Source organism: Tatumella sp. JGM91, assembly GCF_018257575.1.
In the GTDB taxonomy this organism is placed as follows: domain Bacteria; phylum Pseudomonadota; class Gammaproteobacteria; order Enterobacterales; family Enterobacteriaceae; genus Tatumella; species Tatumella punctata.
The window spans coordinates 14,314-35,346 of the sequence record NZ_JAERJP010000022.1 but is presented as its reverse complement, the minus strand read 5'-3'; the positions used below and the strand labels follow the sequence as shown (position 1 = coordinate 35,346).

Annotated in this window: 16 protein-coding genes and 2 pseudogenes; 13 read left to right on the top strand and 5 right to left on the bottom strand. The window is 45.1% G+C overall.

The window, feature by feature from the left end; all coding sequences use genetic code 11:
• Window positions 1-15 precede the first annotated feature (15 nt).
• The 13 genes and pseudogenes from asmA to JK198_RS13945 all read left to right on the top strand — a co-directional run bounded on the left by asmA (window position 16) and on the right by JK198_RS13945 (window position 14,828).
• Entirely contained in the window at window positions 16-1,815 is a 1,800-nt protein-coding gene (asmA, locus tag JK198_RS14005) for an outer membrane assembly protein AsmA (RefSeq protein ID WP_212707141.1), read from the top strand.
• Window positions 1,816-2,177: 362 nt separating this feature from the next.
• Window positions 2,178-3,074 (top strand): UTP--glucose-1-phosphate uridylyltransferase GalF, encoded by an 897-nt coding sequence (gene galF / locus JK198_RS14000; protein ID WP_212709947.1) that lies wholly within the window; start codon window positions 2,178-2,180, stop codon window positions 3,072-3,074.
• Between the two features lie 43 nt (window positions 3,075-3,117).
• Window positions 3,118-4,131 (top strand): UDP-glucose 4-epimerase GalE, encoded by a 1,014-nt coding sequence (galE, locus tag JK198_RS13995; protein WP_212707139.1) that lies wholly within the window; start codon window positions 3,118-3,120, stop codon window positions 4,129-4,131.
• A gap of 164 nt (window positions 4,132-4,295) precedes the next feature.
• Window positions 4,296-5,063 (top strand): ABC transporter permease, encoded by a 768-nt coding sequence (locus tag JK198_RS13990; RefSeq protein ID WP_212709946.1) that lies wholly within the window; start codon window positions 4,296-4,298, stop codon window positions 5,061-5,063.
• Window positions 5,063-5,803 carry an ABC transporter ATP-binding protein gene (locus JK198_RS13985; protein WP_212709741.1) on the top strand — a complete coding sequence of 247 codons (741 nt, stop codon included), beginning with the start codon at window positions 5,063-5,065 and terminating at the stop codon, window positions 5,801-5,803. Before JK198_RS13990 ends, JK198_RS13985 begins: the two co-directional genes overlap by 1 nt.
• Window position 5,804: 1 nt before the next feature.
• Complete coding sequence (locus JK198_RS13980) at window positions 5,805-7,694, top strand: DUF4422 domain-containing protein (RefSeq protein WP_212709945.1); 1,890 nt, start codon at window positions 5,805-5,807, stop codon at window positions 7,692-7,694.
• 3 nt (window positions 7,695-7,697) lie between these two features.
• Window positions 7,698-8,855, top strand: a complete 1,158-nt coding sequence (gene glf, locus JK198_RS13975; protein WP_212709002.1) for a UDP-galactopyranose mutase — start codon at window positions 7,698-7,700, stop codon at window positions 8,853-8,855.
• Window positions 8,852-9,742 carry a glycosyltransferase gene (locus JK198_RS13970; protein WP_212709944.1) on the top strand — a complete coding sequence of 297 codons (891 nt, stop codon included), beginning with the start codon at window positions 8,852-8,854 and terminating at the stop codon, window positions 9,740-9,742. Before glf ends, JK198_RS13970 begins: the two co-directional genes overlap by 4 nt.
• A 24-nt stretch (window positions 9,743-9,766) precedes the next feature.
• Complete coding sequence (locus JK198_RS13965) at window positions 9,767-10,897, top strand: glycosyltransferase family 4 protein (protein ID WP_212709943.1); 1,131 nt, start codon at window positions 9,767-9,769, stop codon at window positions 10,895-10,897.
• A 211-nt stretch (window positions 10,898-11,108) separates the two neighbouring features.
• On the top strand, window positions 11,109-12,515 hold the full coding sequence (gndA, locus tag JK198_RS13960) for an NADP-dependent phosphogluconate dehydrogenase (protein ID WP_212708999.1): 1,407 nt from the start codon (window positions 11,109-11,111) through the stop codon (window positions 12,513-12,515).
• A 216-nt stretch (window positions 12,516-12,731) separates the two neighbouring features.
• Window positions 12,732-13,118 (top strand): annotated as a pseudogene (locus tag JK198_RS13955) (transposase); the annotation flags it as partial.
• A pseudogene (locus JK198_RS13950) lies at window positions 13,066-13,263 on the top strand (transposase); the annotation flags it as partial. The pseudogenes JK198_RS13955 and JK198_RS13950, both read left to right, overlap by 53 nt.
• A 248-nt stretch (window positions 13,264-13,511) precedes the next feature.
• Window positions 13,512-14,828: a glycosyltransferase family 2 protein gene (locus JK198_RS13945; RefSeq protein WP_212708998.1), complete on the top strand. Its 1,317-nt coding sequence runs from the start codon at window positions 13,512-13,514 to the stop codon at window positions 14,826-14,828.
• Window positions 14,829-15,143: 315 nt separating this feature from the next.
• On the opposite strand, the gene JK198_RS13940 is transcribed toward JK198_RS13945, so the two are convergent.
• The 5 genes from JK198_RS13940 to JK198_RS13920 all read right to left on the bottom strand — a co-directional run bounded on the left by JK198_RS13940 (window position 15,144) and on the right by JK198_RS13920 (window position 21,018).
• Complete coding sequence (locus JK198_RS13940) at window positions 15,144-16,262, bottom strand: succinylglutamate desuccinylase/aspartoacylase family protein (protein WP_212709942.1); 1,119 nt, start codon at window positions 16,260-16,262, stop codon at window positions 15,144-15,146.
• A gap of 103 nt (window positions 16,263-16,365) precedes the next feature.
• Window positions 16,366-17,154 (bottom strand): ABC transporter substrate-binding protein, encoded by a 789-nt coding sequence (locus JK198_RS13935; RefSeq protein ID WP_349290181.1) that lies wholly within the window; start codon window positions 17,152-17,154, stop codon window positions 16,366-16,368.
• A 177-nt stretch (window positions 17,155-17,331) separates the two neighbouring features.
• Entirely contained in the window at window positions 17,332-18,789 is a 1,458-nt protein-coding gene (locus JK198_RS13930; RefSeq protein ID WP_249213340.1) for a glycoside hydrolase family 1 protein, read from the bottom strand.
• Window positions 18,764-20,137: a PTS transporter subunit EIIC gene (locus JK198_RS13925; RefSeq protein ID WP_212709940.1), complete on the bottom strand. Its 1,374-nt coding sequence runs from the start codon at window positions 20,135-20,137 to the stop codon at window positions 18,764-18,766. Before JK198_RS13925 ends, JK198_RS13930 begins: the two co-directional genes overlap by 26 nt.
• 113 nt (window positions 20,138-20,250) lie before the next feature.
• On the bottom strand, window positions 20,251-21,018 hold the full coding sequence (locus JK198_RS13920; protein WP_212709939.1) for a hypothetical protein: 768 nt from the start codon (window positions 21,016-21,018) through the stop codon (window positions 20,251-20,253).
• Window positions 21,019-21,033: the final 15 nt, after the last annotated feature.

The following is a 21,033-nucleotide window of genomic DNA, read 5'->3' as shown; positions in this document are numbered from 1 at the left end:
CACACCGGGGATGGTATGAAAAGATTGATAACCACATTGGCAATATTACTGGTGGTCATTGTCGCAGGAATGACAGCGCTGGTACTGCTGGTAAATCCGAATGATTTTCGCGGGTATATGGCGCAACAGGTCGCTAAACGCAGTGGTTATCAGTTAAAACTCTCCGGTGAATTACGCTGGCATGTATGGCCAAAGCTCAGCATCCTCAGTGACCAGTTATCGTTAACCGCCCCGGGTGCCAGCCAGCCGGCGGTGACAGCAGAAAATATGCGGCTGGATGTTGAGTTATTACCACTGTTATCCCATCAGCTTAAAGTCAGCCAGGTGTTGCTGAAAAATGCGGTGATCCGTGACCTGCCGTCGACTGCAGGTGAACGCCAGCCCGGTTCTCCGGTGGGGCCGGCAGAAGGCCCCACCGGAGAACCGGCAGTGGGACGCGGATGGAGTTTCGATATTGCCCGACTGGATATTGTCGACAGCCTGTTTGTCTGGCAGGACGCCAGCGGCAACCAGATGAATTTTCGTGATCTTAATTTGTCTGTCCGCCAGCAAAAAAATAAACAAGGCCAGTTTGACTTCAGTAGCAGGGTCTCGCGTAATCAGCAGAATCTGCAACTGACAGTGAGCGGTAACCTGGATGCCAGCCAGTATCCGCAACAACTGGGGTTGCAGGTAACAGCGTCCGGCTATCAGATTTCCGGGGTCGACTTACCGGCAAACGGTATCAATGGCCATGCCGTATTTAATGCCATCTGGCGTCCGTCAGGTCAGCAGTTTGCCGTTTCCGGCCTTTCGCTGCAGGCGAACAACAGTGATTTTTCGGGGAATATTGACGGCCAGTTACAACCTGTTCCGCGACTGCGGGCGCGACTGGTATCCGACACTGCGGACTTTGACCAGTTGCTGGCATCTGCCGGCAGCTCAGTCAGTCAGTCATCACCCCATGTCGTCAGGGCACCGGTGATTGCCGATACTGCCAGCCAGCCGTTGCAGCAAACCTGGCTACGTACTGCGAATATGGATATCAGCATCCGTGCCAGTAACGCCATATGGCGAGGGCTGCCATTAGCACATTTACAGTTAGATACCACCGCGAATCAGGGATTAATCAATATTAATACTCTGACCGGGCAGTCAGGGGCGGGGAACTTCTCGCTGCCGGGACAGATTGACTTACGGCCAGCCGAAATGCAGGTCAGCTTCAGCCCCGTATTACGTAATATTGAGTTACAACCGGTACTGGCCTTTTTGCAGTTACCGCAGGCAGTGAAAGGCACCTTAACACTGAACGGACAGTTCAGAGGTAATGGCCTGAGTAATAATGATATTCTTAATCAATGGCAGGGCGAAGCCAGCCTGGGAATCGATCAGCTGGATACGGCACCTTTCAACCTGCCGCAGATGGTCAGTGACGCGGTTACCAGATCCAGTGACAGGGTACAGGCGGGGTCACTGGCCCATTCACCGGTGCCGGAACTTAATGGCCGCATCAGCCTGACCCCGGGAGTACTGAAAATCACTCAGCTGCGGGGAGAAAGTCATGATATGCAACTTAACGGTCAGGGGAATATCAGTTTTTCGGCCCGTTCTATGGATATCACTTTTGCATTGCTAATGAAAAACTGGCAAGGGGATAGCAGGCTGGTACAGTTACTGGCTGACCAACCAATACCCCTGCGTTTCTACGGGCCATGGGATAAACTGCGCTATGCATTACCCATCGGCCAGCTGCTGAATGGTGATATGCGCAATGAGCTGAGAAATCGCCTGAATCGCTGGACAGACCATACGGATCGCACTGCACCTCAAAAATAGTCTGTCCGGATAAGCCTTCCCCCGGGGGGCTGATTATGGCGGGGAAAGGGTAAACCTGAACGGGGCTGGTTTTTCAGAACGTGAATAACATTCGTTTTTGCTGAGAATAACTGTACAGCCAGCAGCATAAGACGCAGTCAGTGACTCAGAAGGTACGCTGTGTCACCGGTACCTGAACGGTATCGCTGTACTGGCTACCATTATCCGGTGAAAACGGCATCCGGGTTACCGGCAGTGCGAACCGGCAGACAATGACGACGGAATGGCTGGTCGCTGAGATGATTTCAGAAGATACTGATGCAGATTAAGCTGCGTTGTCGCACATAATCAGGCATTAATTTTGATTAAGGAATGGATTATTTATGACCAAATTAAAAGCTGTGATTCCGGTTGCCGGATTAGGTATGCATTTATTACCGGCCACAAAAGCTATTCCCAAAGAAATGTTGCCAATAGTTGATAAGCCAATGATTCAGTATATCGTTGATGAATGTGCAACCGCAGGGATTAAAGAAATTATCCTGGTGACCCATGCGTCTAAAAACGCGGTCGAAAACCATTTTGATACGACTTATGAACTTGAAGCCCTGCTGGAACAGCGGGTTAAGCGTCAGTTACTGAAAGAGGTGCAGTCCATTTGTCCGCCGGGTGTGACGATCATGAATGTCCGTCAGCCACAACCTCTGGGGCTGGGGGATGCTATTTTATGTGCTAAACCGATGATCGGCGATAATCCTTTTATCGTGGTATTGCCTGATATTGTGCTGGATGGTTTTACTGCCGATCACCTGCGTTATAACCTGGCGGCAATGATAGAGCGCTTCGAAGAAACAGGCCGCAGCCAGGTACTGAGCAAGCATATGCCGGGCGAAGACCTGTCTGAATACTCCGTCATCACTACCCGCACAGTGCTTGATAACCCCGGAGATGTGAGCGAGATAGAAGAATTTATCGAAAAACCGCCACAGGCTGCTGAGACAGTATCAGACCTGGCAGCGGCAGGGCGTTATGTACTGTCGGCGGCGATCTGGAAAGAGCTGGAGCAGACGGAAGCCGGTGCCTGGGGGCGTATCCAGCTGACAGATGCCATCGCCAGTCTGAGCAAAAAACAACCGGTAGAAGCTTCGTTACTGAGTGGTACGGATTATAACTGTGGGCGCAAACTTGGTTATATGCAGGCTTTTGTCAGTTACGGGCTGCATAACCCTTCACAGGGGCAGGAATTCCGTGAGAGCATACGCCGTATTATCGCAAAATAATTGATTGTTATCTCTTTATAACATTAACAACATGGAGTCAGATATGTCAGTTTTAGTCACGGGTGGTGCAGGTTATATCGGGTCTCATACGGTACTGGCACTGCTGGAACGTGGTGATGACGTTGTGGTACTGGATAATCTTTGTAATGCGTCACAGGAATCTCTGCGCCGTGTGGAAAAACTGGCCGGTAAAGCTGCGACTTTTGTTGAAGGTGATGTCCGCGATCGTCAGTGCCTGCAAAAACTGTTTGCTGACTATCCTGTGACGGAAGTCATTCATTTCGCGGCACTGAAAGCGGTGGGTGAATCCACCCGTATGCCCCTTGAATATTATGACAATAATGTCTCAGGCACAGTGATATTACTGGAAGAGATGCGCAACGCCGGGATCATGAATTTTATTTTCAGTTCTTCAGCGACGGTATACGGTGAGCATGCCCCGGTTCCTTATGTTGAAACCACCCCGATCGGCGGGACGACCAGCCCCTACGGGACATCTAAAGTGATGATCGAACAGGTGTTGCAGGATTTTTCCCGTGCAGAGCCGGCGTTTAATACTATCGCGTTACGTTATTTCAACCCGGTAGGGGCGCACCCGTCAGGTGAAATCGGTGAAGACCCGGCCGGTATCCCGAATAATCTGCTACCTTATATAGCCCAGGTAGCTATCGGTAAGCTGGCGCAGTTAGGTGTCTTCGGTGACGACTACCACACTCCGGACGGTACCTGCCAGCGGGATTATATCCACGTAGTTGACCTGGCGGAAGGGCACCTTAAAGCCCTGGATCACCTGAAACAGAGTACTGGTTACCGTGCTTATAATCTGGGTGCCGGCAAAGGTTATTCGGTGCTGGAAATGATCAAAGCCTTTGAAAAAGCCTGCGGAAAACCGGTGCCTTATACTATCAAACCACGTCGCAGTGGTGATCTGGCGGCTTTCTGGGCGGATCCTTCGCTGGCAGAACGTGAACTGGGCTGGACAGTCAGCCGCGGCCTTGATGAAATGATGCGTGATACCTGGTTGTGGCAGAGTAAAAATCCCAACGGGTATCGCTGATAAGGAATCTGGGATGCCGGTGACAGAGTTGCCGGCATATTAGCACATAAGTTCAGCTTGAATTTTTAACAGTTATATAGTGTACGGGTAGCTGAAAAGCCCGGGGCGGTAGCGTGGAAAAATACAGTCAGTTACCTTCTCAGACTTAAAATCGGATAGAGAAAATGAAGTTTAGTGCTGGTTATTTAATCGATCTTATCTCTGTGCTTACGGAGAAAGAACTGAAGGTCAGGTATAAAAGCAGTTTTCTTGGCTATTTATGGTCTATTGCAAATCCTTTATTATTTGCGCTGATTTATTACTTTATTTTTAAATTGGTAATGAGGGTTCAGATACCGGACTATACAGTTTTTCTGATTACCGGATTATTCCCCTGGCAATGGTTCGCCAGTTCAGTCAGTAATTCGTTATTCTCATTTATTTCTAATGCACAGATCATCAAAAAAACCGTATTCCCCAGGTCAATCATTCCATTTTGTAATGTTTTCATGGAGTTTTTGCATTTTATTTGTACCATACCAGTAATTATTATTTTCCTATTGATATATAATATGACCCCCTCATGGTCATGGTTATGGGGTGTTCCGTTAATCGGAATGGCGCAAATGATATTAACTCTTGGGCTGTCTTTAGCGATAAGTTCATTAAATCTGTTTTTCAGAGACCTTGAGCGTTTTATTCCGCTGGTTATCATGCTGATGTTTTATTGTACGCCAATTCTTTACTCAGCAGATCTTATTCCTAAAGAATATCAGTGGATGCTTAAAGTTAACCCTGTATCAGAAATGATGCTGGCCTGGCGTGATCTCTTTATGAAAGGTACTATTGATTATAACTCTATTGCACAAATGTATTTATATTCTGGGTTATTTTTAGTGGTCGGTAGTTTCATATTCAATAAACTGAAATTCCGTTTTGCTGAGATATTGTAATGAAAACTGCTATTGAATTTAAAAATGTATCAAAATCATATCCGTTATATCACCATATAGGCAGTGGTGTGAAAGATTTGATATTTCATCCTCGCAGGGCCCTTTCACTGCTGAAAGGACGACAGTATAAGGCTATAGAAAATATCAGTTTTAAAGTAGAAAAAGGGCAAGCTGTCGCCCTTATCGGTCGTAATGGTGCAGGAAAGAGTACTTCGCTCGGATTGGTTGCCGGTGTGATAAAGCCGACTTCAGGCAGTGTTATCACCCATGGAAGAATTGCATCAATGCTTGAGCTGGGTGGAGGATTTCATCCGGAGTTAACGGGACGTGAAAATATTATTCTGAATGCCACCTTGCTTGGACTCAGGAAAAAACAGGTTCTGGAAAAACTGGAAGAGATTATTGCTTTTTCTGAGCTGGGAAGTTTTATTGATGAGCCCATCCGTGTGTATTCCAGTGGTATGCTGGCAAAACTCGGGTTTTCTGTTATCAGCCAGGTTGAACCGGATATACTGATAATTGATGAAGTATTAGCTGTCGGAGATGTGGCATTCCAGAAAAAATGTATCGCCACCATCAATGAGTTTAAGAAACGCGGGATCACTATTCTGTTTGTCAGCCATAGTATGGAAGATGTTGAGAAAATATGCGATCAGGTTATCTGGATAGAAAACCATAACTTAAAAGCTGCCGGTAAGGCCGGGCAGATTATCCCACAATATCTGGAAATGATGTCTTAAAATGAATAAAATAAAAATATATACCAGTCATCATAAGCCAAGTGCTTTTCTTGATGCCTCCTGCATTACACCTCTGCATGTAGGAAAAGCTAATACGTTAAATACCATTGGTTGTGAAGGTGATGACCGCGATGATAATATATCATTCAAAAATCCTTTCTATTGTGAACTGACAGCACAATACTGGGCATGGAAGAATAGTGGTGACTCTGATTATATCGGTTTTATGCATTATCGCAGACACCTGAATTTTTCCAAAATACAGAATTTTCCCGAAGATAACTGGGGGGTTGTAGTTTATCCAGAGATTGACAGAGACTATCAGGAAAAATTTCAGTTAACAGATGAAGGTATCGCTGAATCACTTGAAGGGGTGGATATATTACTCCCTAGAAAATGGTCAGTATTAAATGCAGGGAGCAAAAATAATTATATCCATTATGCAAAAGGTGAGTATTTGCATATCGGAGATTATGATCTTGCATTAGCTATTGTTAAAGAGCTTTATCCTGAATTCGAATCAAGTATCAGGAAGTTTAATGACGATCATGAAGGTTATTATACAAATATGTTTGTAATGAAAAAACATATTTTTGATGAGTATTCTGAGTGGCTTTTCTCTATAACTGATGAACTTGAGAAAAGAATAGCCTTCAGGAATTACAATGCTCAGGAAAAAAGAGTTATTGGTCATATTTCCGAAAGGTTGTTTAATATATTCATCATCCATAAAATCAATGAAAATCCTGAGATAAAAACAAAAGAAGTTCAGAGAACTTTTGTTTCAAAGGAAACTTTCAATGGAAAAATAAAGCCAGTTTTTGATAATCACTCTGTGCCGATAGTTATCTGTTTTGATGATAAATATTCCATCTCAGGGGCCGCTTTAATCAATTCTATTTTGAAGAACTCACGTTCAGATAAAAACTATGACATTATTATTTTAGAAAACTCTATTTCTGTTGCTAACAAGCGAAGGATATATGAACTGACAAAAAATGCGTTAAATATCAGTCTGAGGTTCTTTGATATAAATGCATTTACTGAGTTAAGTACCGTCCATACCCGAGGTCACTTTACGGCAGCAACCTATGCACGGTTATTTATACCAGCGCTGTTTGAGTTATACAATAAAGTATTATTTATTGATGCAGATACTATTGTTGAAAGTGATGTTTCTGAACTAATCGATATAGATCTTGGCAATAATCTTGTTGCTGCCGTACGTGATATAGTCATGGAAGGATTTTTAAAATTTGGTGCGATAGCAGATTCTTCTTGCGGAACTATGCCAGCGAGAAAATATCTTATCTCTGTATTAGGTATGACCCATCCTGAGCAGTATTTTCAGGCAGGAATTATTCTTTTTAATATTGTCCAGATGTCAGCAGAGAATACCTACCAGCGTTTGATTGATGAAATAAAAGACAAGTATTACTGGTTCCTTGACCAGGATATTATGAACAAAGTTTTTTATGATCGTGTCCATTACCTGCCTCTGGAATGGAATGTTTATCATGGAAATGGCAATACAGATGATTTCTATCCTAATCTCCGGTTATCTACCTATCTGGATTTTCTGAAAGCCAGGATGAACCCCAAAATGATTCATTTTGCCGGGGAAAATAAACCATGGAATACTAAAGATGTTGATTATTTTGATAATTTTGAAAGCTATCTTAATTCAACACCCTGGAGCAGTGAATTGACTCAGAGACTATATCCCAGGGTTATCAATAATGTTTACAATGCTCAGGAAAAAATATTATTTCAGACAAAAATAAAAAGAAAAATAATGCCGCTAGTTGATCGCTATGCTCCTACAGGAAGCGCACAGCGTAACTTTTTAATTAAATACTATTATAAATTCCGTAGAAAAATTATTGGGTGAACAATGAAAAACCGTAAAAATATCCTTATCGTTGGAGCAGGCCTTTCAGGCGCGGTTATTGCTCGTCAGTTAGCTGAACAGGGGCACAAGGTTAAAGTTATTGACAGCCGGCCACACAGTGCCGGAAATTGTTATAGTGAACGGGATCCTGAAACAGATATTATGGTCCATACTTATGGCCCACATATTTTTCATACGGATAACCAGACCGTATGGGATTATGTCAATCGTTACTGTGAAATGATGCCTTATACAAACAGGGTCAAGGCAACAGTTTTAGATCAGGTTTTTTCATTACCGATTAATTTACATACTATCAATCAATTTTTTAAAACAACCTGCTCTCCGGATCAAGCCCGTAAATTAATTGAAAGCAAGAGTGATCAGTCAATTAAAGACCCTCGCACTTTTGAGCAACAAGCGTTAAAATTTATCGGTAAAGAACTTTATGAAGCTTTTTTTAAAGGATATACCATCAAACAGTGGGGGATGTCTCCGGATGAGTTACCTGCATCCATTCTTAAGCGTCTTCCGGTAAGATTTAATTATGATGATAATTACTTTAATCATAAATATCAGGGCATGCCAAAAGAAGGCTATACTGTTCTGATCGATAATATATTAAATCATCCTGGTATTGAGCTTGAACTTAATCATCATTATCAGCCTTCTGATGCCGAAAACATTGATCACCTTTTCTTTACCGGGCCTCTGGATGCTTATTATAATTTTGTATATGGCCGCCTGGGATACAGGACTCTTGATTTCGAAACGGTCAGGTGTGACGGTGACTATCAGGGAACAGCGGTAATGAATTATTGCTCGGAAAATGTACCCTATACTCGTATTACAGAACATAAATATTTTTCTCCCTGGGAAAAACATAGCGGTTCTGTATGTTACAAAGAATACAGCAGGAAATGTGAGGCCGATGATACGCCATACTATCCGATTCGTCAGGTCGGTGAAATGGAAATGCTGGAGCGCTATCTGGTATTGGCAGAAAATGAAAAAAAAGTGACTTTTACCGGCAGACTGGCGACGTATCGTTATCTTGATATGGATGTTACAATTGCTGAAGCACTTAATGTGGCAGAAACGTATCTGTCTTCCATCGCAGCAGATACGGTTATGCCTGCATTTACGGTAAAAGTCAGATGAAGATGGTCAGTCTGATTGTAACCTATAACCGGTGTAAAAAACTGCAGACTACCCTGGAAGCCACACTCGCTCTGGCCTTCGATGCTGTTGTGGTGGTTAATAACCATTCTGATGACGGGACTGCGGAGTTCCTCAATGCACAACATGATCCAAGGTTGTATATTATAAACGCTGACTCTAACCAGGGGGGAGCTGCGGGTTTTGCACTGGGCGCAGAATTTATTGCGCAAAATTTGCAAACAGACTGGGTCGTTTTTTATGATGATGATGCATTTCCGGACAATGATTTTATTGACCGCTTCTCCGAAATCTGTTGTCCGGAATACTCTGTTTATTGCGCTAAAGTTGTCAACCGGCAGAATCAGATATGTAAGATGAACATTCCCTGGAGAACGCATCAGGCAACAATCACTCATACCCTCAGATATCTGTTTAATCCGCAGTTTTTTTTACCGGATGAAAATCAGTCTTCGGAGGTCTCTACTTTTTCTTTCGTTGGTTGCGTTGTTAGTTTCCGGTTGTTAAAAGAAACATACCAGTTAATTGATAAAGATATATTTATATATTTCGATGACGTCTTCTATTCATTCAAACTTCATAGCCAGGGATATAAGATACTTTACCACCCAGGGCTATTGGTTTACCATGATATAGATACTTCCTCAGGGCGTAAAATACCCCCCTGGAAAATATATTACCTGATAAGAAATATGATACTTTCAAGATATATATTGAAGGATAATGTCATTTTCAGTCGCACTGCCATCAGCCTTCGTGTTTTTAAGTACTTTATTTTATCTTTGAAAGAGAATGAAAGAAAGAGAAGTCTCTGCTACATATTTAAAGCCGTACGTGACGGAGTGTTAAATCGAAGGGTAATAATCTGAACTATATGACAGAGAAATTATTCTATGAATAAAATTTGTTACTTTATAAACTCGGACTGGTATTTTAATCTTCATTGGTTAGATCGAGCTCTGTCAGCAAAAGAGAATGGTTTTGAGGTTTTTATTATTACCAGATTTCATGGTGATGAATATTTTTATAAGTTTTCAGAGTTAGGTTTTCGCTGTTACAGATTGCCGCTTAAAGAGCGTTCTTATAATTTTTTTGGTTTTTTTTATAGTGCTATCAGAGCATTTTATTTCCTAAGGCAAATAGGGCCTTCAGTCTTACATTGCATCACAATAAAACCAATTATTATTGGCGGGTTGTATTCAAAAATAAAATCAAAGCCTATGGTAGCAAATTTAGTTGGCCTGGGCAGGGTGTTCAATGCGGCTGGTTTCTGTCGAAAGTGGCTTAAAAAAATTGTTTGCTCGGTATATTCTTATATTTTTTCAAACAATAAAAGTCGTATTGTATTTGAACATGATGCTGATTTCCAAACCTTTAGGGAATGTGTAAAGTTTCCGGAGGAAAATGCAGTTATTATTGATGGCTGTGGTGTTGACATAAAGATGTATAGTTTCTCATATGAAAATGAAAATGATATCCCGATTGTTTTCTTTGCCAGCAGAATGCTGCATAATAAAGGTCTGTCTACGCTGATAAATATAAAAAACAAGTTATCCATAGAAAATATCAATTTCAGGTTATTAGTCGCAGGTATTTTAGTTGATGACGATCCTGATGCAATTAAATCTGCTGAAATTCAACAATGGGTGAATAGCGGAGATATTGAATGGCTTGGCACACGTAATGATATTGATACCCTCATTGCGCAGTCTAACATCGTTGCGTTACCCACACTTTATCCGGAAGGCGTACCACGCATATTGATTGAAGGTGCTGCGAAGGGGAGAGCATGCATTGCTTATGATAGTGGTGGTTGTAAAAGCATCGTTATTGACAATGTTACCGGTTATCTTATCCCGAAAGGTGATGAAGCGATTTTTTGTTCAAAATTAAAAAAATTATTACAACATAAGTCTCTCAGACAGTCGATGGGGGAAAAGGGTCGCGAACTTGTCATCGAAAAATTTTCATCCGATGATGTTATCGCAAAAACGATAAACATTTATAAGACCTTCAGAAAGTAATGGTCGAATTTTATTCACAGTAAGCATTTTTGACTTAAAACTGTCCATTGAAATTGTTTGTGAGTATTGATACGGACGCTGATTGTTCGAATTGTGCGGAATTACTGGTTAATTGTACAGGATGCTGGTAGTTTTAATTTAAATTTTCTCATTCATCATTACATTATAGTCTCAATGAATGTTACCTGAGTTGATCTGACAGGAGTAGATAATGTCCAAGCAACAAATCGGTGTAGTAGGTATGGCAGTGATGGGCCGTAACCTGGCTCTGAATATTGAAAGCCGCGGTTATACCGTTTCTGTATTTAACCGTTCACGTGAAAAAACAGATGAAGTGATTGCTGAAAATCCGGGCAAAAAACTGGCACCTTACTACAGTGTCGAAGAGTTTGTTGAATCCCTGGAAAAACCACGCCGTATCCTGTTAATGGTGCAGGCGGGTGAAGCGACCGACAAGACCATCGCATCTCTGACTCCGCATCTGGATAAAGGCGATATTCTTATCGATGGCGGTAACACTTTCTATAAAGACACTATCCGCCGTAATAAAGAACTGTCTGACCAGGGCTTTAACTTTATCGGTACCGGCGTTTCCGGCGGTGAAGAAGGTGCTCTGAAAGGCCCTTCAATTATGCCTGGTGGTCAGAAAGAAGCTTATGAGCTGGTTGCTCCTATCTTTGACAAAATTGCGGCCCGTGCAGAAGGCGAAGCCTGTGTTGCCTATATCGGTCCTAACGGTGCCGGTCACTATGTGAAAATGGTGCACAACGGTATCGAATACGGTGATATGCAGCTAATTGCTGAAGCCTATTCCCTGCTGAAAGGGGCTTTGGGCCTGAGCAACGAACAGCTGGCTGAAACTTTCAGTGAATGGAACACCGGTGAACTGAACAGCTACCTGATCGATATTACTAAAGATATCTTCACTAAAAAAGATGAAGAAGGTAACTACCTGGTTGATGTGATCCTCGACGAGGCCGCTAACAAAGGAACCGGTAAATGGACCAGCCAGAGCTCTCTGGACTTAGGCGAACCACTGTCACTGATCACTGAATCTGTTTTTGCCCGTTACCTGTCTTCCCTGAAAACTCAGCGTGTAGCCGCTTCTAAAGTACTGACCGGCCCGGTTGCTAAAACAGTTTCCGGCGATAAAGCTGAGTTTGTTGAAAAAGTACGCCGTGCACTGTACCTGGGCAAAATCGTTTCTTATGCTCAGGGCTTCTCACAGCTGCGTGCTGCTTCAGAGCAGTATCAGTGGGATCTTAACTACGGTGAGATTGCTAAAATCTTCCGTGCCGGTTGTATTATCCGGGCTCAGTTCCTGCAGAAGATTACCGATGCGTATGCTGAAAATGCAGAGATCGCTAACCTGCTGCTGGCACCGTACTTTAAGAATATTGCCGACGAATACCAGCAGGCGCTGCGTGACGTTGTGGCTTATGCGGTCCAGAATGGTATTCCTGCGCCGACGTTCTCTGCGGCGATTGCTTACTATGACAGCTATCGTTCAGAAGTGCTGCCGGCTAACCTGATTCAGGCACAGCGCGACTACTTCGGTGCTCATACTTATAAGCGTACCGATAAAGAAGGTGTATTCCACACCGAATGGTTAGATTAATCATCCTTAGAACGCCCTGATATGAAATAATCTTATAAAGCTGCACCATTCATATTATATTAAACGGCTTTCAGAAACCGGTCCGGTATTTTACCGGACCGGTTTTTTTTGTACCAAAAAACCCCAGCTAAGCTGGGCTGTTGGGGTAATCCCCCCGAAAAATCGGTGTGTTCATAAGTAGAATTTTCTACTAACCTGAATTCAGGGAGGATTTCTATGGACCGAAAGGGCAGCGAAGCTCACCGGTCACGTTTTACTGACAGCCAGATCATCGCCATTCTTAAGCAGGCGAAAGCGGGTACTTCGGTTCCGGAACTGCGTCGGGAACATGGCATTAGCAGTGCCAGTTTTTATAAATGGCGTTCAAAGTTTGGCGGGATGGATGCTGCCCTAATGTCTCGCCTGAAAGACCTGAAAGACCTGAAAGACCTGAAAGACCTGAAAGACCTGAAAGACCTGAAAGACCTGAAAGACCTGAAAGAAGAAAACCGTCGTCTCAAAAGTATGTATGCCGAAAAGCGGCTGAAGTCTGAAATCATTCAGGAAGCCAGTGTTCGTCAGGTCTGCCGGATCTTTGCTGTCAGTGAATGTTGTTATCGTTTTTGCGCCGACATACCGACGGCAGGTATTCTATGAAGAGAAGTGCAGAGGCATGGGTAGAATTTTGAGAAAGTTATGCGAATGGTAAAATGTATATATCCTTGAAGCGGAATGCTGTGCAGATCACATCCATATGTTTCCTGAGGTGCTTCAGTGTCAGTGGGTTATTCTGAACTTCTGCTTTGCCACGGGACTCCTGCGTTGTCAGAGAATACGTGATCTGACCTCTCAATTCAGAAAAAGTTCGATTTATTGAACAAAGCCGCTGAAGTTAAATTAATTACGTGTTTGTGGGATGATTCTCAGTGATATTTTAATTATTATAGCATATGATTTTAATAGAATATAAACCTTGCTGGTCAGATATGACATGGTAAAATTTCAGGGGTATATACTATGTATTTAACGAAAGTTACAGCAATTATTACCACATATAATACTGAAGGTTATATAGCGGAAACAATTAATAATATCTCGAAGCAAACGCTTTCTGATATTCAGGTGATCATTGTTGATGATTATTCGACTGACTCTACAATTCAGATTATTAATGAAATATGCCGAAATGATCCCCGATTTTTAGTACTGGTCAATGAAGATAATCGGGGGGCAGGTTATTCCAGAAACCGAGGGCTTCAATATGCACACGGTGAATATATTATTTTTCTGGATGATGATGATATTTATAGTCTTGATATGCTTGAAACTGCGTATAAACAGGCAAGTGATAACAATGCAGATATCTTAGTTTTCCGTAGCAATAATCTTGATGATGATAGTGGTATTGTTACTGAAACAGCATGGACGATTGCCAGTGATTCACTACCGGAGGAAAAAAAATTTAATGCATTACAGATGAAAAATAATTTTTTCCGTAATTTTATCTGGTGGGCATGGGATAAGCTAATTAGCCATGAACTCATCATTCGCAGCGGGTTAAAATTTCAGGAAATTCGGACAACTAATGACCTCTATTTTGTTTGTGCAATAATGTTACAAGCTGAAGAAATTACTGTATGTGATGATATATTAATTACTCACCGAGATAACAGAGCTGGGTCATTATCCAATACTCGGGAAATTTCTTACTATTGTTCACTGGAAGCGATAAAAAAATTAGATGATTTTCTGACCCGGCACCCTGAGTTATATCCATTGCGGAAGAATTATAATAACTACAGTGTTGAATTTTTAAGCTGGAGTTTATCAACATTAAAAAGCTGGGAAGCATATGAAAAATTTTATATGTTAATCCGGTCTTTCTACCAACAGTCTCCGTTGCTGTCAGCAAGTGATTTTGAATCTGATTATCTGGCAGAACAATACCAGCATTTTATATCCGGTACTCCTGAGCATATGCTAATGGCCCTGAAATGCCGGCTGGAGCAGGATGTCAGGCATACCCATCAACTTAATACCCATAACCAGAATCAGCTGAACAAGAATCAGAAAAATCTCGATAAGATGATTACAGTGACTGAAGAGTATAAATATCAGCTGCAACTACTTGAAGGGCAAAAAAATGAGATGGTTCAGGCCCTGGGACAGCATATAGAACAGAAATCTCAGCTTGAACAGGAATTACAGCATACTGAGGATCAAAAACAACGGTTTGAGACACAAACAAAACAGTATCAGGAAGAGCTGGGACGTTTACAAAATAGTTTTTGCGGGAAACTAATTTTATTGTTATCCGGAGAGAGTAAGAGTTAATCGTATAGCCATTCTCAGGTAATCAGTCATGAAATTGCAGTGCTGTTCTCTGATCTCAGGACAAAAGTTGTCAGACGGTTACCGGCCGTTTAAAACCTTTTGTCCCCGGAGGAGAAATGCGGACACGGGAGATTTTTCATTAGCCGATGCAATTATCCATCATAAGCATGGTGGTTGTTGCCCGAAGCAGAGTAATCTCTTCATTTCTAATCGGTAGATTACCGGCGATTATCTCGGATGTTGGACTGAAAGACTGGCTGAAACCTCCGGTGATGCCGGAGGTTACTGTAGTAATAACTGATAGCGTTGAGTGTTTTACGGCACCAGTAACGGTCCTTCCCTGCGTGCAGTCCCCCCTGCCAGTCTGACGACCAGCAGGCCTGCGGTGGCAAATCTGACCCAGTGGCGGGCGTAAAGTAATCCGTCCTGCTGACAGACCAGCGGCGTCAGCTGGTCACTGATGGGGTCGAGGATTTCGGCGACCACTTCACCGGCGCGGATCCATTCGCCGGGCTGCCGGGTGTAAAGAATAACCCCGGCATGAGGGGCGGTCAGATACTCACAACCCGCCAGCGGTGCAGCCAGCGGAGCGGGCCCGGACGGGAGTGGCGGTCTTGCACCCTCAATATATCCCAGGGCAATCAGCCCGTTAATTATTGCCTGTGCATCTGTTTCAGCCTGCTGATGGCTGACATCCCGCGCACCGCGCAGTTCGAGGGTCACCGGTTTTAATGGTTCCGGTAACGGATAGTGGTCAGCGAAACGTTGTTGCAGCAAATACCAGGGTTCTGCACAGGCTTCGTCAAAGGGTTCTCCGCCGGATATACCGGCAATCAGTGCGGTCCGGCAGCCCAGATAGTGCCCCAGTACTTCAATTTCCGGCCAGGCCTGCGGGGTGGTATATAAATGGGAAACAGCTTCCCAGTCACAATGCATATCAATCATTAGGTCAGCTTTACAGGCCATACGCATCAGAATGGCACGCTGTGACTGCAGCTCATTCCCGGGAGTATAACTGTCAAAATAACGGTCAATAGCCTGACGGATAACCTGTTTATTTTCCGTAGCATCCTGACCTAAACAGGGCTCTGCCAGCACTGCCAGTTGTTCCCCGATAGCCGGAAACTGACGGTTAAAATCCTGCCCGCTGTTACTTTCAAACCGGCCCAGTGGCTGCCCTTGCAGTTGCTGAGAAAAACCGATCGGATTAGCCACAGGCACCAGGGTGATTTTAGCCCGCAGCCTGCCGAGACTCTCGAGGCTGCTCAGGGCATGTTTCAGATACCAGGCGACGGCGACGCCCGGCAGTTCGTCACTGTGCAGTGCGGCCTGAATATAAATTTGCTGCTGGTCATTATCACCGAATTCATAACTGTCAATGTACCGCCGGGTACCGAAAGGGGAAGAATGTATCGGATAGCTGTGATGTTTCATGGGTAACAGTCCTGGCTCAGCGTAGCCCGTGCAAGGGTATACAGCGGAGAATAGGGAAAAACAGAATACCGGAACGGCAGAGCTGTTCCGGTACTGTGGCGGGTTATTTCACCGAAATATCGGTAGTGAAATATTTTTTCTGGATTTTATCAAAGGTGCCGTCAGCTTTTATTTTTGCGTAAGCCTCATTCAGCGCTGTCCGTAATTCAGTATCCCCTTTACGCAGGCCGATGGCGGTGCCGGGACCGATAATCGGGTCTTCGACCGCCGGGCCGGTCAGTGCAAAATCTTTACCGGCAGCTTGTTTAAGAAAACCGATACCGGCCTGAGCCCCGTCGGTGAATTCTGCATCAAGACGGCCGGCGACCAGGTCGTTTTCGACCTGAGACTGATCCCCGTAGGCAACCACGTTTACGCCATAAGGCTGCCATTTAGCACGGGCATAACGTTCCTGAACGGTTCCCTGTTCCACACCGACACTTTTACCTTTCAGTGATTCTGCGGTCGGCAGCAGGCCGGAACCTTTACGTGCCACCAGCATCACCGGAGTATTGTAAACCGGTACGGTAAAGTCGATCTGTTTCAGGCGTTCTTCGGTAACGCCCATATCTGAAAGGATGGCATCGAATTTCCGGGCTTTCAGTGCCGGGATCATTCCGTCAAACTCATTGGTTACCCAGACACATTTGACGTTCATCTGCTGGCACAGGGCATTGCCTAAATCAATATCAAAACCCACCAGTTTCCCGTCGTCAGTTTTAGACTCGAAAGGCGGATATGTAGGGTCGACAGCGAAACGAACCTGCGACAGGGCAGCATGGCCCAGCAGAGGTGCTCCTGCCAGCAGGGCCGTTAAAGCAGTCAGACGAAGTTTTCTGGTAAAAGTCATAATCTGTAACATCCTGATCGTGTTGATGTAGTAAATGCTGATCACCCTCTGTGCCGGGGGCTTGTTATGCACTGTATACCCCGAAACCGCCGGGGTTTTTATGATATTTTTAAATCACCATTCACTAATCTATCATATTTATTCATCAGTAACAGAATCAGAACCTTAAGCTGGGAGAATTTATTCGGCGTGATCGGCATGACATGACAGTATTGCGCCCCGGCTGGCAATCACTTGCTGGTACCAGTAGTAGCTTTGCTTACATATACGTTGTCCGCTGCCTTCTCCGTAGTCATCCCGATCAACATAAATCAGCCCGTAGCGTTTTTCCATTTGTGAGGAAGAACAACTGACGATATCAATCGGTGACCACAGATAATAACCCAGTACCGGTACACCATCGGCCATCGCCTGTTGTAACTGTTGCAGATGAGCCCTGATATAGTCGATCCGGTAATCATCATTAATCCGGCCTTCCGCCAGCCGGTCAAAGCAGCCAATACCGTTCTCGGTAATCATTATCGGTTTTTGCCAGCGTCCCCAGTATTCATTTAACACGGTCCGCAGCCCGACAGGATCAATGGCCCAGCCCCAGGGACTTTCTTTAAGCAACGGGTTAGGGCGGCTGTTGTGACTGTCTGAAACAACAATTTCCCGATCGGTCACGCTGGTGTAGTAATAGGAAAACGACATAAAATCGGCGGTATGTTGCAGGTCCTCGCGGTCCTGCGGGGTCACTCTCAGGCTGATATGGTGGTCATCAAAGAAACGCAGCGCATAGCCCGGATAACTTCCCCGCAGTAATATATCGGCAAAGTAATATTCCATCTGATTACGTTGCTGAGCGGCCAGCACATCCCGGGGATCGGTGGTGGCGGGATAAGCATAATCACAGTACAGCATCATGCCGATCTGTAAACCGGGATCCAGCTGACGGGCGAACTGTTTAATTTTAGCCGATGCCACCATTTCATGATGCACAGCCTGGTATTTCGCCTGTCGCAGATCACTGACGCGGTCGGCAGGGATCCCTAAATGATTAAAAGACTCATAACGGATCAGATTGATCTGGTTGACGGGGATCCAGTAGCGCACCTGGTGCCGGTAGCGTTGCAGGCAGACACGGGCAAAACGCACAAACATATCAATCACCCGCCGGTCTGACCAGCCATTGTATTCGAGGGCCAGTGTCAGGGGCATCTCATAATGGGAGAGGGTGATCATTGGTTGCATACCATAGTCACAGATAGTGCTGATTAGCCGGTCATACCATGCCAGTGCCTCCGCATTCGGTTGTTGTTCATCGCCCCGCGGAAATACCCGGGCCCAGCTGATGGAAGTTCTGAATGTTTTCATCCCCAGACCCGCCATCAGCTGCAGATCTTGCTGGTAGTTATGATAAAAACCGATGGCATTTCTTTTGGGAAAAATGCTGTGCTGATCAGCCATCAGACGGCATATTGTGGCAGTATCCATTTCCTTATTTGACAGGCGACGGATCTCTTCTTCCGGAATAAAGCGGTTAATGTCCGCCACACTCCAGCCTTTTCCGCCTTCCAGCCATGCCCCTTCTGCCTGATTAGCAGCGATGGCGCCTCCCCATAAAAAATCCTCAGGAAACAGTAGTTTTTCGTTCATGATGGTGTTCTCCCTGAACATGAGCGGGTTGACGGTAACCAAAAATCAGCACCATGATGGCAGCACTGGTCACAGTCACCAGTACCGAGACCAGATAAATACCAACAGGTGTGAAGGCGGGGATTGCCGGCAGGCTGGCAAAAGCATAAGCCACCATCTGCACCCCGAAATAGCCATTAATGGCACCGCCAATCGCACTGGCGATGGCGGTGTATAAAAACAGCCGGCGGAAAGGCAGCATCAGGCCATAAATAATCGGCTCGGTAACGCCGCTGATCATGGCTGGCAGTAGTGCGCTGCTGAGCAGTACCCGTAATTCTTTTGGCGGCCGGGAAACTAATACTCCGGCAGCCACGCCGATTTGGGCGAACGCGGCCATGCCGCCGATGGCGTATAAAGGATCTCCCCCGCTGGCCAGGTTAGCCAGAATGACCGGTACCAGCCCCCAGTGCAGCCCGAACAGAACAATAAAAGTGTAGCCGGCACCCAGTATCAGTCCGCACAGCAGACCACTGCTGTTCTGTAACATGCCAATCAGCAGTGCCAGTTGTTCTCCCAGCGCGATACCGAATGGCCCGAAAATCAGCAAAGTCGCGGGGATAATAATGATCAGTGACAGCATGGGAACCAGGGCTAATTGCAGAAACAGCGGAATAATGCGCAACAGTAGCTTCTCCAGCCAGTAGCAGGCCGTTACCGCAATAAAGACCGGGAAGACGCTGCCTGCATAACTGACCGGCACTAATGGCAGGCTGGCAAATGAACTGCCGGGCTGTGTAATAATACCGCTGATTACCGGGTCCAGTAAGGCCGCCCCGATAATCAGTCCGCTGAACGGGTTGGCCCCCAGCCTGCGGGCCAGCGAGCACCCCAGCAATACCGGTAAAAAATAGAACGGACAGTTAGCGATGGCGGCAAGTATCTGACAGGTATTGCCAGCGGCAGTTGCCGGGCTAAGGTATCCGATCACCGTCAGAATCACTTTCAGCAGACCACCGGCGGCCATCAGGCCCAGAAGCGGCAGGAAACTACCGGAAATAATGTCGAATACCGGCAATCTGGCAGGCCCGGAACCGCCAGTGGCCTGTTGCCCCGGCGACGCTGACTGACACCGTTGTTGTAATGCCTGATACACCGTTGCGACCTGATGTCCGATAATCAGCTGGTATTGTCCGCTGACAGTCACAGTACCTAATACGCCATTAATCTGCTTTATCGCCGCATCATTACATTTTGTGGTATCGGCCAGACGGATCCTTAAGCGTGTGGCACAGTGGGTAAGATTAAGAATATTACCGGCACCGCCCAGTCCGGTAAGTATGTTCTCAGCCAGTAAATTCACAGACATCTGACATTCCTTTTGTCAGCATAACGGGTGGTTCCACGCTAAAACATCAGGGGTTAACAGACAAAGAGATTCATTTTCATTTTTTGGAAAACAGCCCCGGTAAACCATAAAGACTAATGACAGTGCAGTGTATGGCTGGTATAGCGAATGATATGGAACACCGTACTGGTGATCGCCAGGCAGGAAAAATAGTTAGAGCTGAAAAAGTCAGGGATTGCTGATAAATCGAGTGTTACCTTAAACAGGGTTTCCGGAACCGGTAACCGGCCGCGGGCAGTAAAACAAACTGCATTTTTTGCGGCCAGGCGAGGAAACAGTTGCGGATGGACTCGCAGCCATTCCCCGGTCAAGTCGATCAGCATCACCGTATCGCATACAGCGAGAAATTTACTCAGCAGATGATCATTACTCTGGCGGTGCAACTGATAAACCAGACGGTTTTCGTCTGCCAGAGCTTCCCGCAGCAGGTTAGAGGGCATAAAACTGTAATCAGTCGATAAAATCAACAGATGGCGGCTATTATTCAATAAGTCTGCAACCTGTCTGCAGCGCTGCTGCGGAATATGCCGGTGGATTTTCTGCAGCATACGAGCTTCCAGCTGTTGTGGGTCTCCGTCTGAGGATACAGATGGCGGGATAAAAAAAGGCTGTAAATCTTCTTTCAGCATCTGAAAACGCGGATACCCGAGGACTTTACAGAACCGAGTCACACTGGCCGGGGTGGTATTCGCCAGCAGGGCGATTTCTTCAATATAAACTGCCGGAAACTCAGTAATTTTTTGCAGCATCACCAGTGCAATATTGACGTATACGGATGATTTCCGGCAACAGAACAGATATTCAGATAATTTAATGTACACCGGACTGTGATAATAATTCATAGTTCCCCCTGACCC

What these genes read in the sequence shown, in the direction of transcription:
- asmA (WP_212707141.1), top strand. Translation starts at nt 16, where the DNA reads ATGAAAAGATTGATAACCACATTGGCAATATTACTGGTGGTCATTGTC.
- galF (WP_212709947.1), top strand. Translation starts at nt 2,178, where the DNA reads ATGACCAAATTAAAAGCTGTGATTCCGGTTGCCGGATTAGGTATGCAT.
- galE (WP_212707139.1), top strand. Translation starts at nt 3,118, where the DNA reads ATGTCAGTTTTAGTCACGGGTGGTGCAGGTTATATCGGGTCTCATACG.
- JK198_RS13990 (WP_212709946.1), top strand. Translation starts at nt 4,296, where the DNA reads ATGAAGTTTAGTGCTGGTTATTTAATCGATCTTATCTCTGTGCTTACG.
- JK198_RS13985 (WP_212709741.1), top strand. Translation starts at nt 5,063, where the DNA reads ATGAAAACTGCTATTGAATTTAAAAATGTATCAAAATCATATCCGTTA.
- JK198_RS13980 (WP_212709945.1), top strand. Translation starts at nt 5,805, where the DNA reads ATGAATAAAATAAAAATATATACCAGTCATCATAAGCCAAGTGCTTTT.
- glf (WP_212709002.1), top strand. Translation starts at nt 7,698, where the DNA reads ATGAAAAACCGTAAAAATATCCTTATCGTTGGAGCAGGCCTTTCAGGC.
- JK198_RS13970 (WP_212709944.1), top strand. Translation starts at nt 8,852, where the DNA reads ATGAAGATGGTCAGTCTGATTGTAACCTATAACCGGTGTAAAAAACTG.
- JK198_RS13965 (WP_212709943.1), top strand. Translation starts at nt 9,767, where the DNA reads ATGAATAAAATTTGTTACTTTATAAACTCGGACTGGTATTTTAATCTT.
- gndA (WP_212708999.1), top strand. Translation starts at nt 11,109, where the DNA reads ATGTCCAAGCAACAAATCGGTGTAGTAGGTATGGCAGTGATGGGCCGT.
- JK198_RS13945 (WP_212708998.1), top strand. Translation starts at nt 13,512, where the DNA reads ATGTATTTAACGAAAGTTACAGCAATTATTACCACATATAATACTGAA.
- JK198_RS13940 (WP_212709942.1), bottom strand. Translation starts at nt 16,262, where the DNA reads ATGAAACATCACAGCTATCCGATACATTCTTCCCCTTTCGGTACCCGG.
- JK198_RS13930 (WP_249213340.1), bottom strand. Translation starts at nt 18,789, where the DNA reads ATGAACGAAAAACTACTGTTTCCTGAGGATTTTTTATGGGGAGGCGCC.
- JK198_RS13925 (WP_212709940.1), bottom strand. Translation starts at nt 20,137, where the DNA reads ATGTCTGTGAATTTACTGGCTGAGAACATACTTACCGGACTGGGCGGT.
- JK198_RS13920 (WP_212709939.1), bottom strand. Translation starts at nt 21,018, where the DNA reads ATGAATTATTATCACAGTCCGGTGTACATTAAATTATCTGAATATCTG.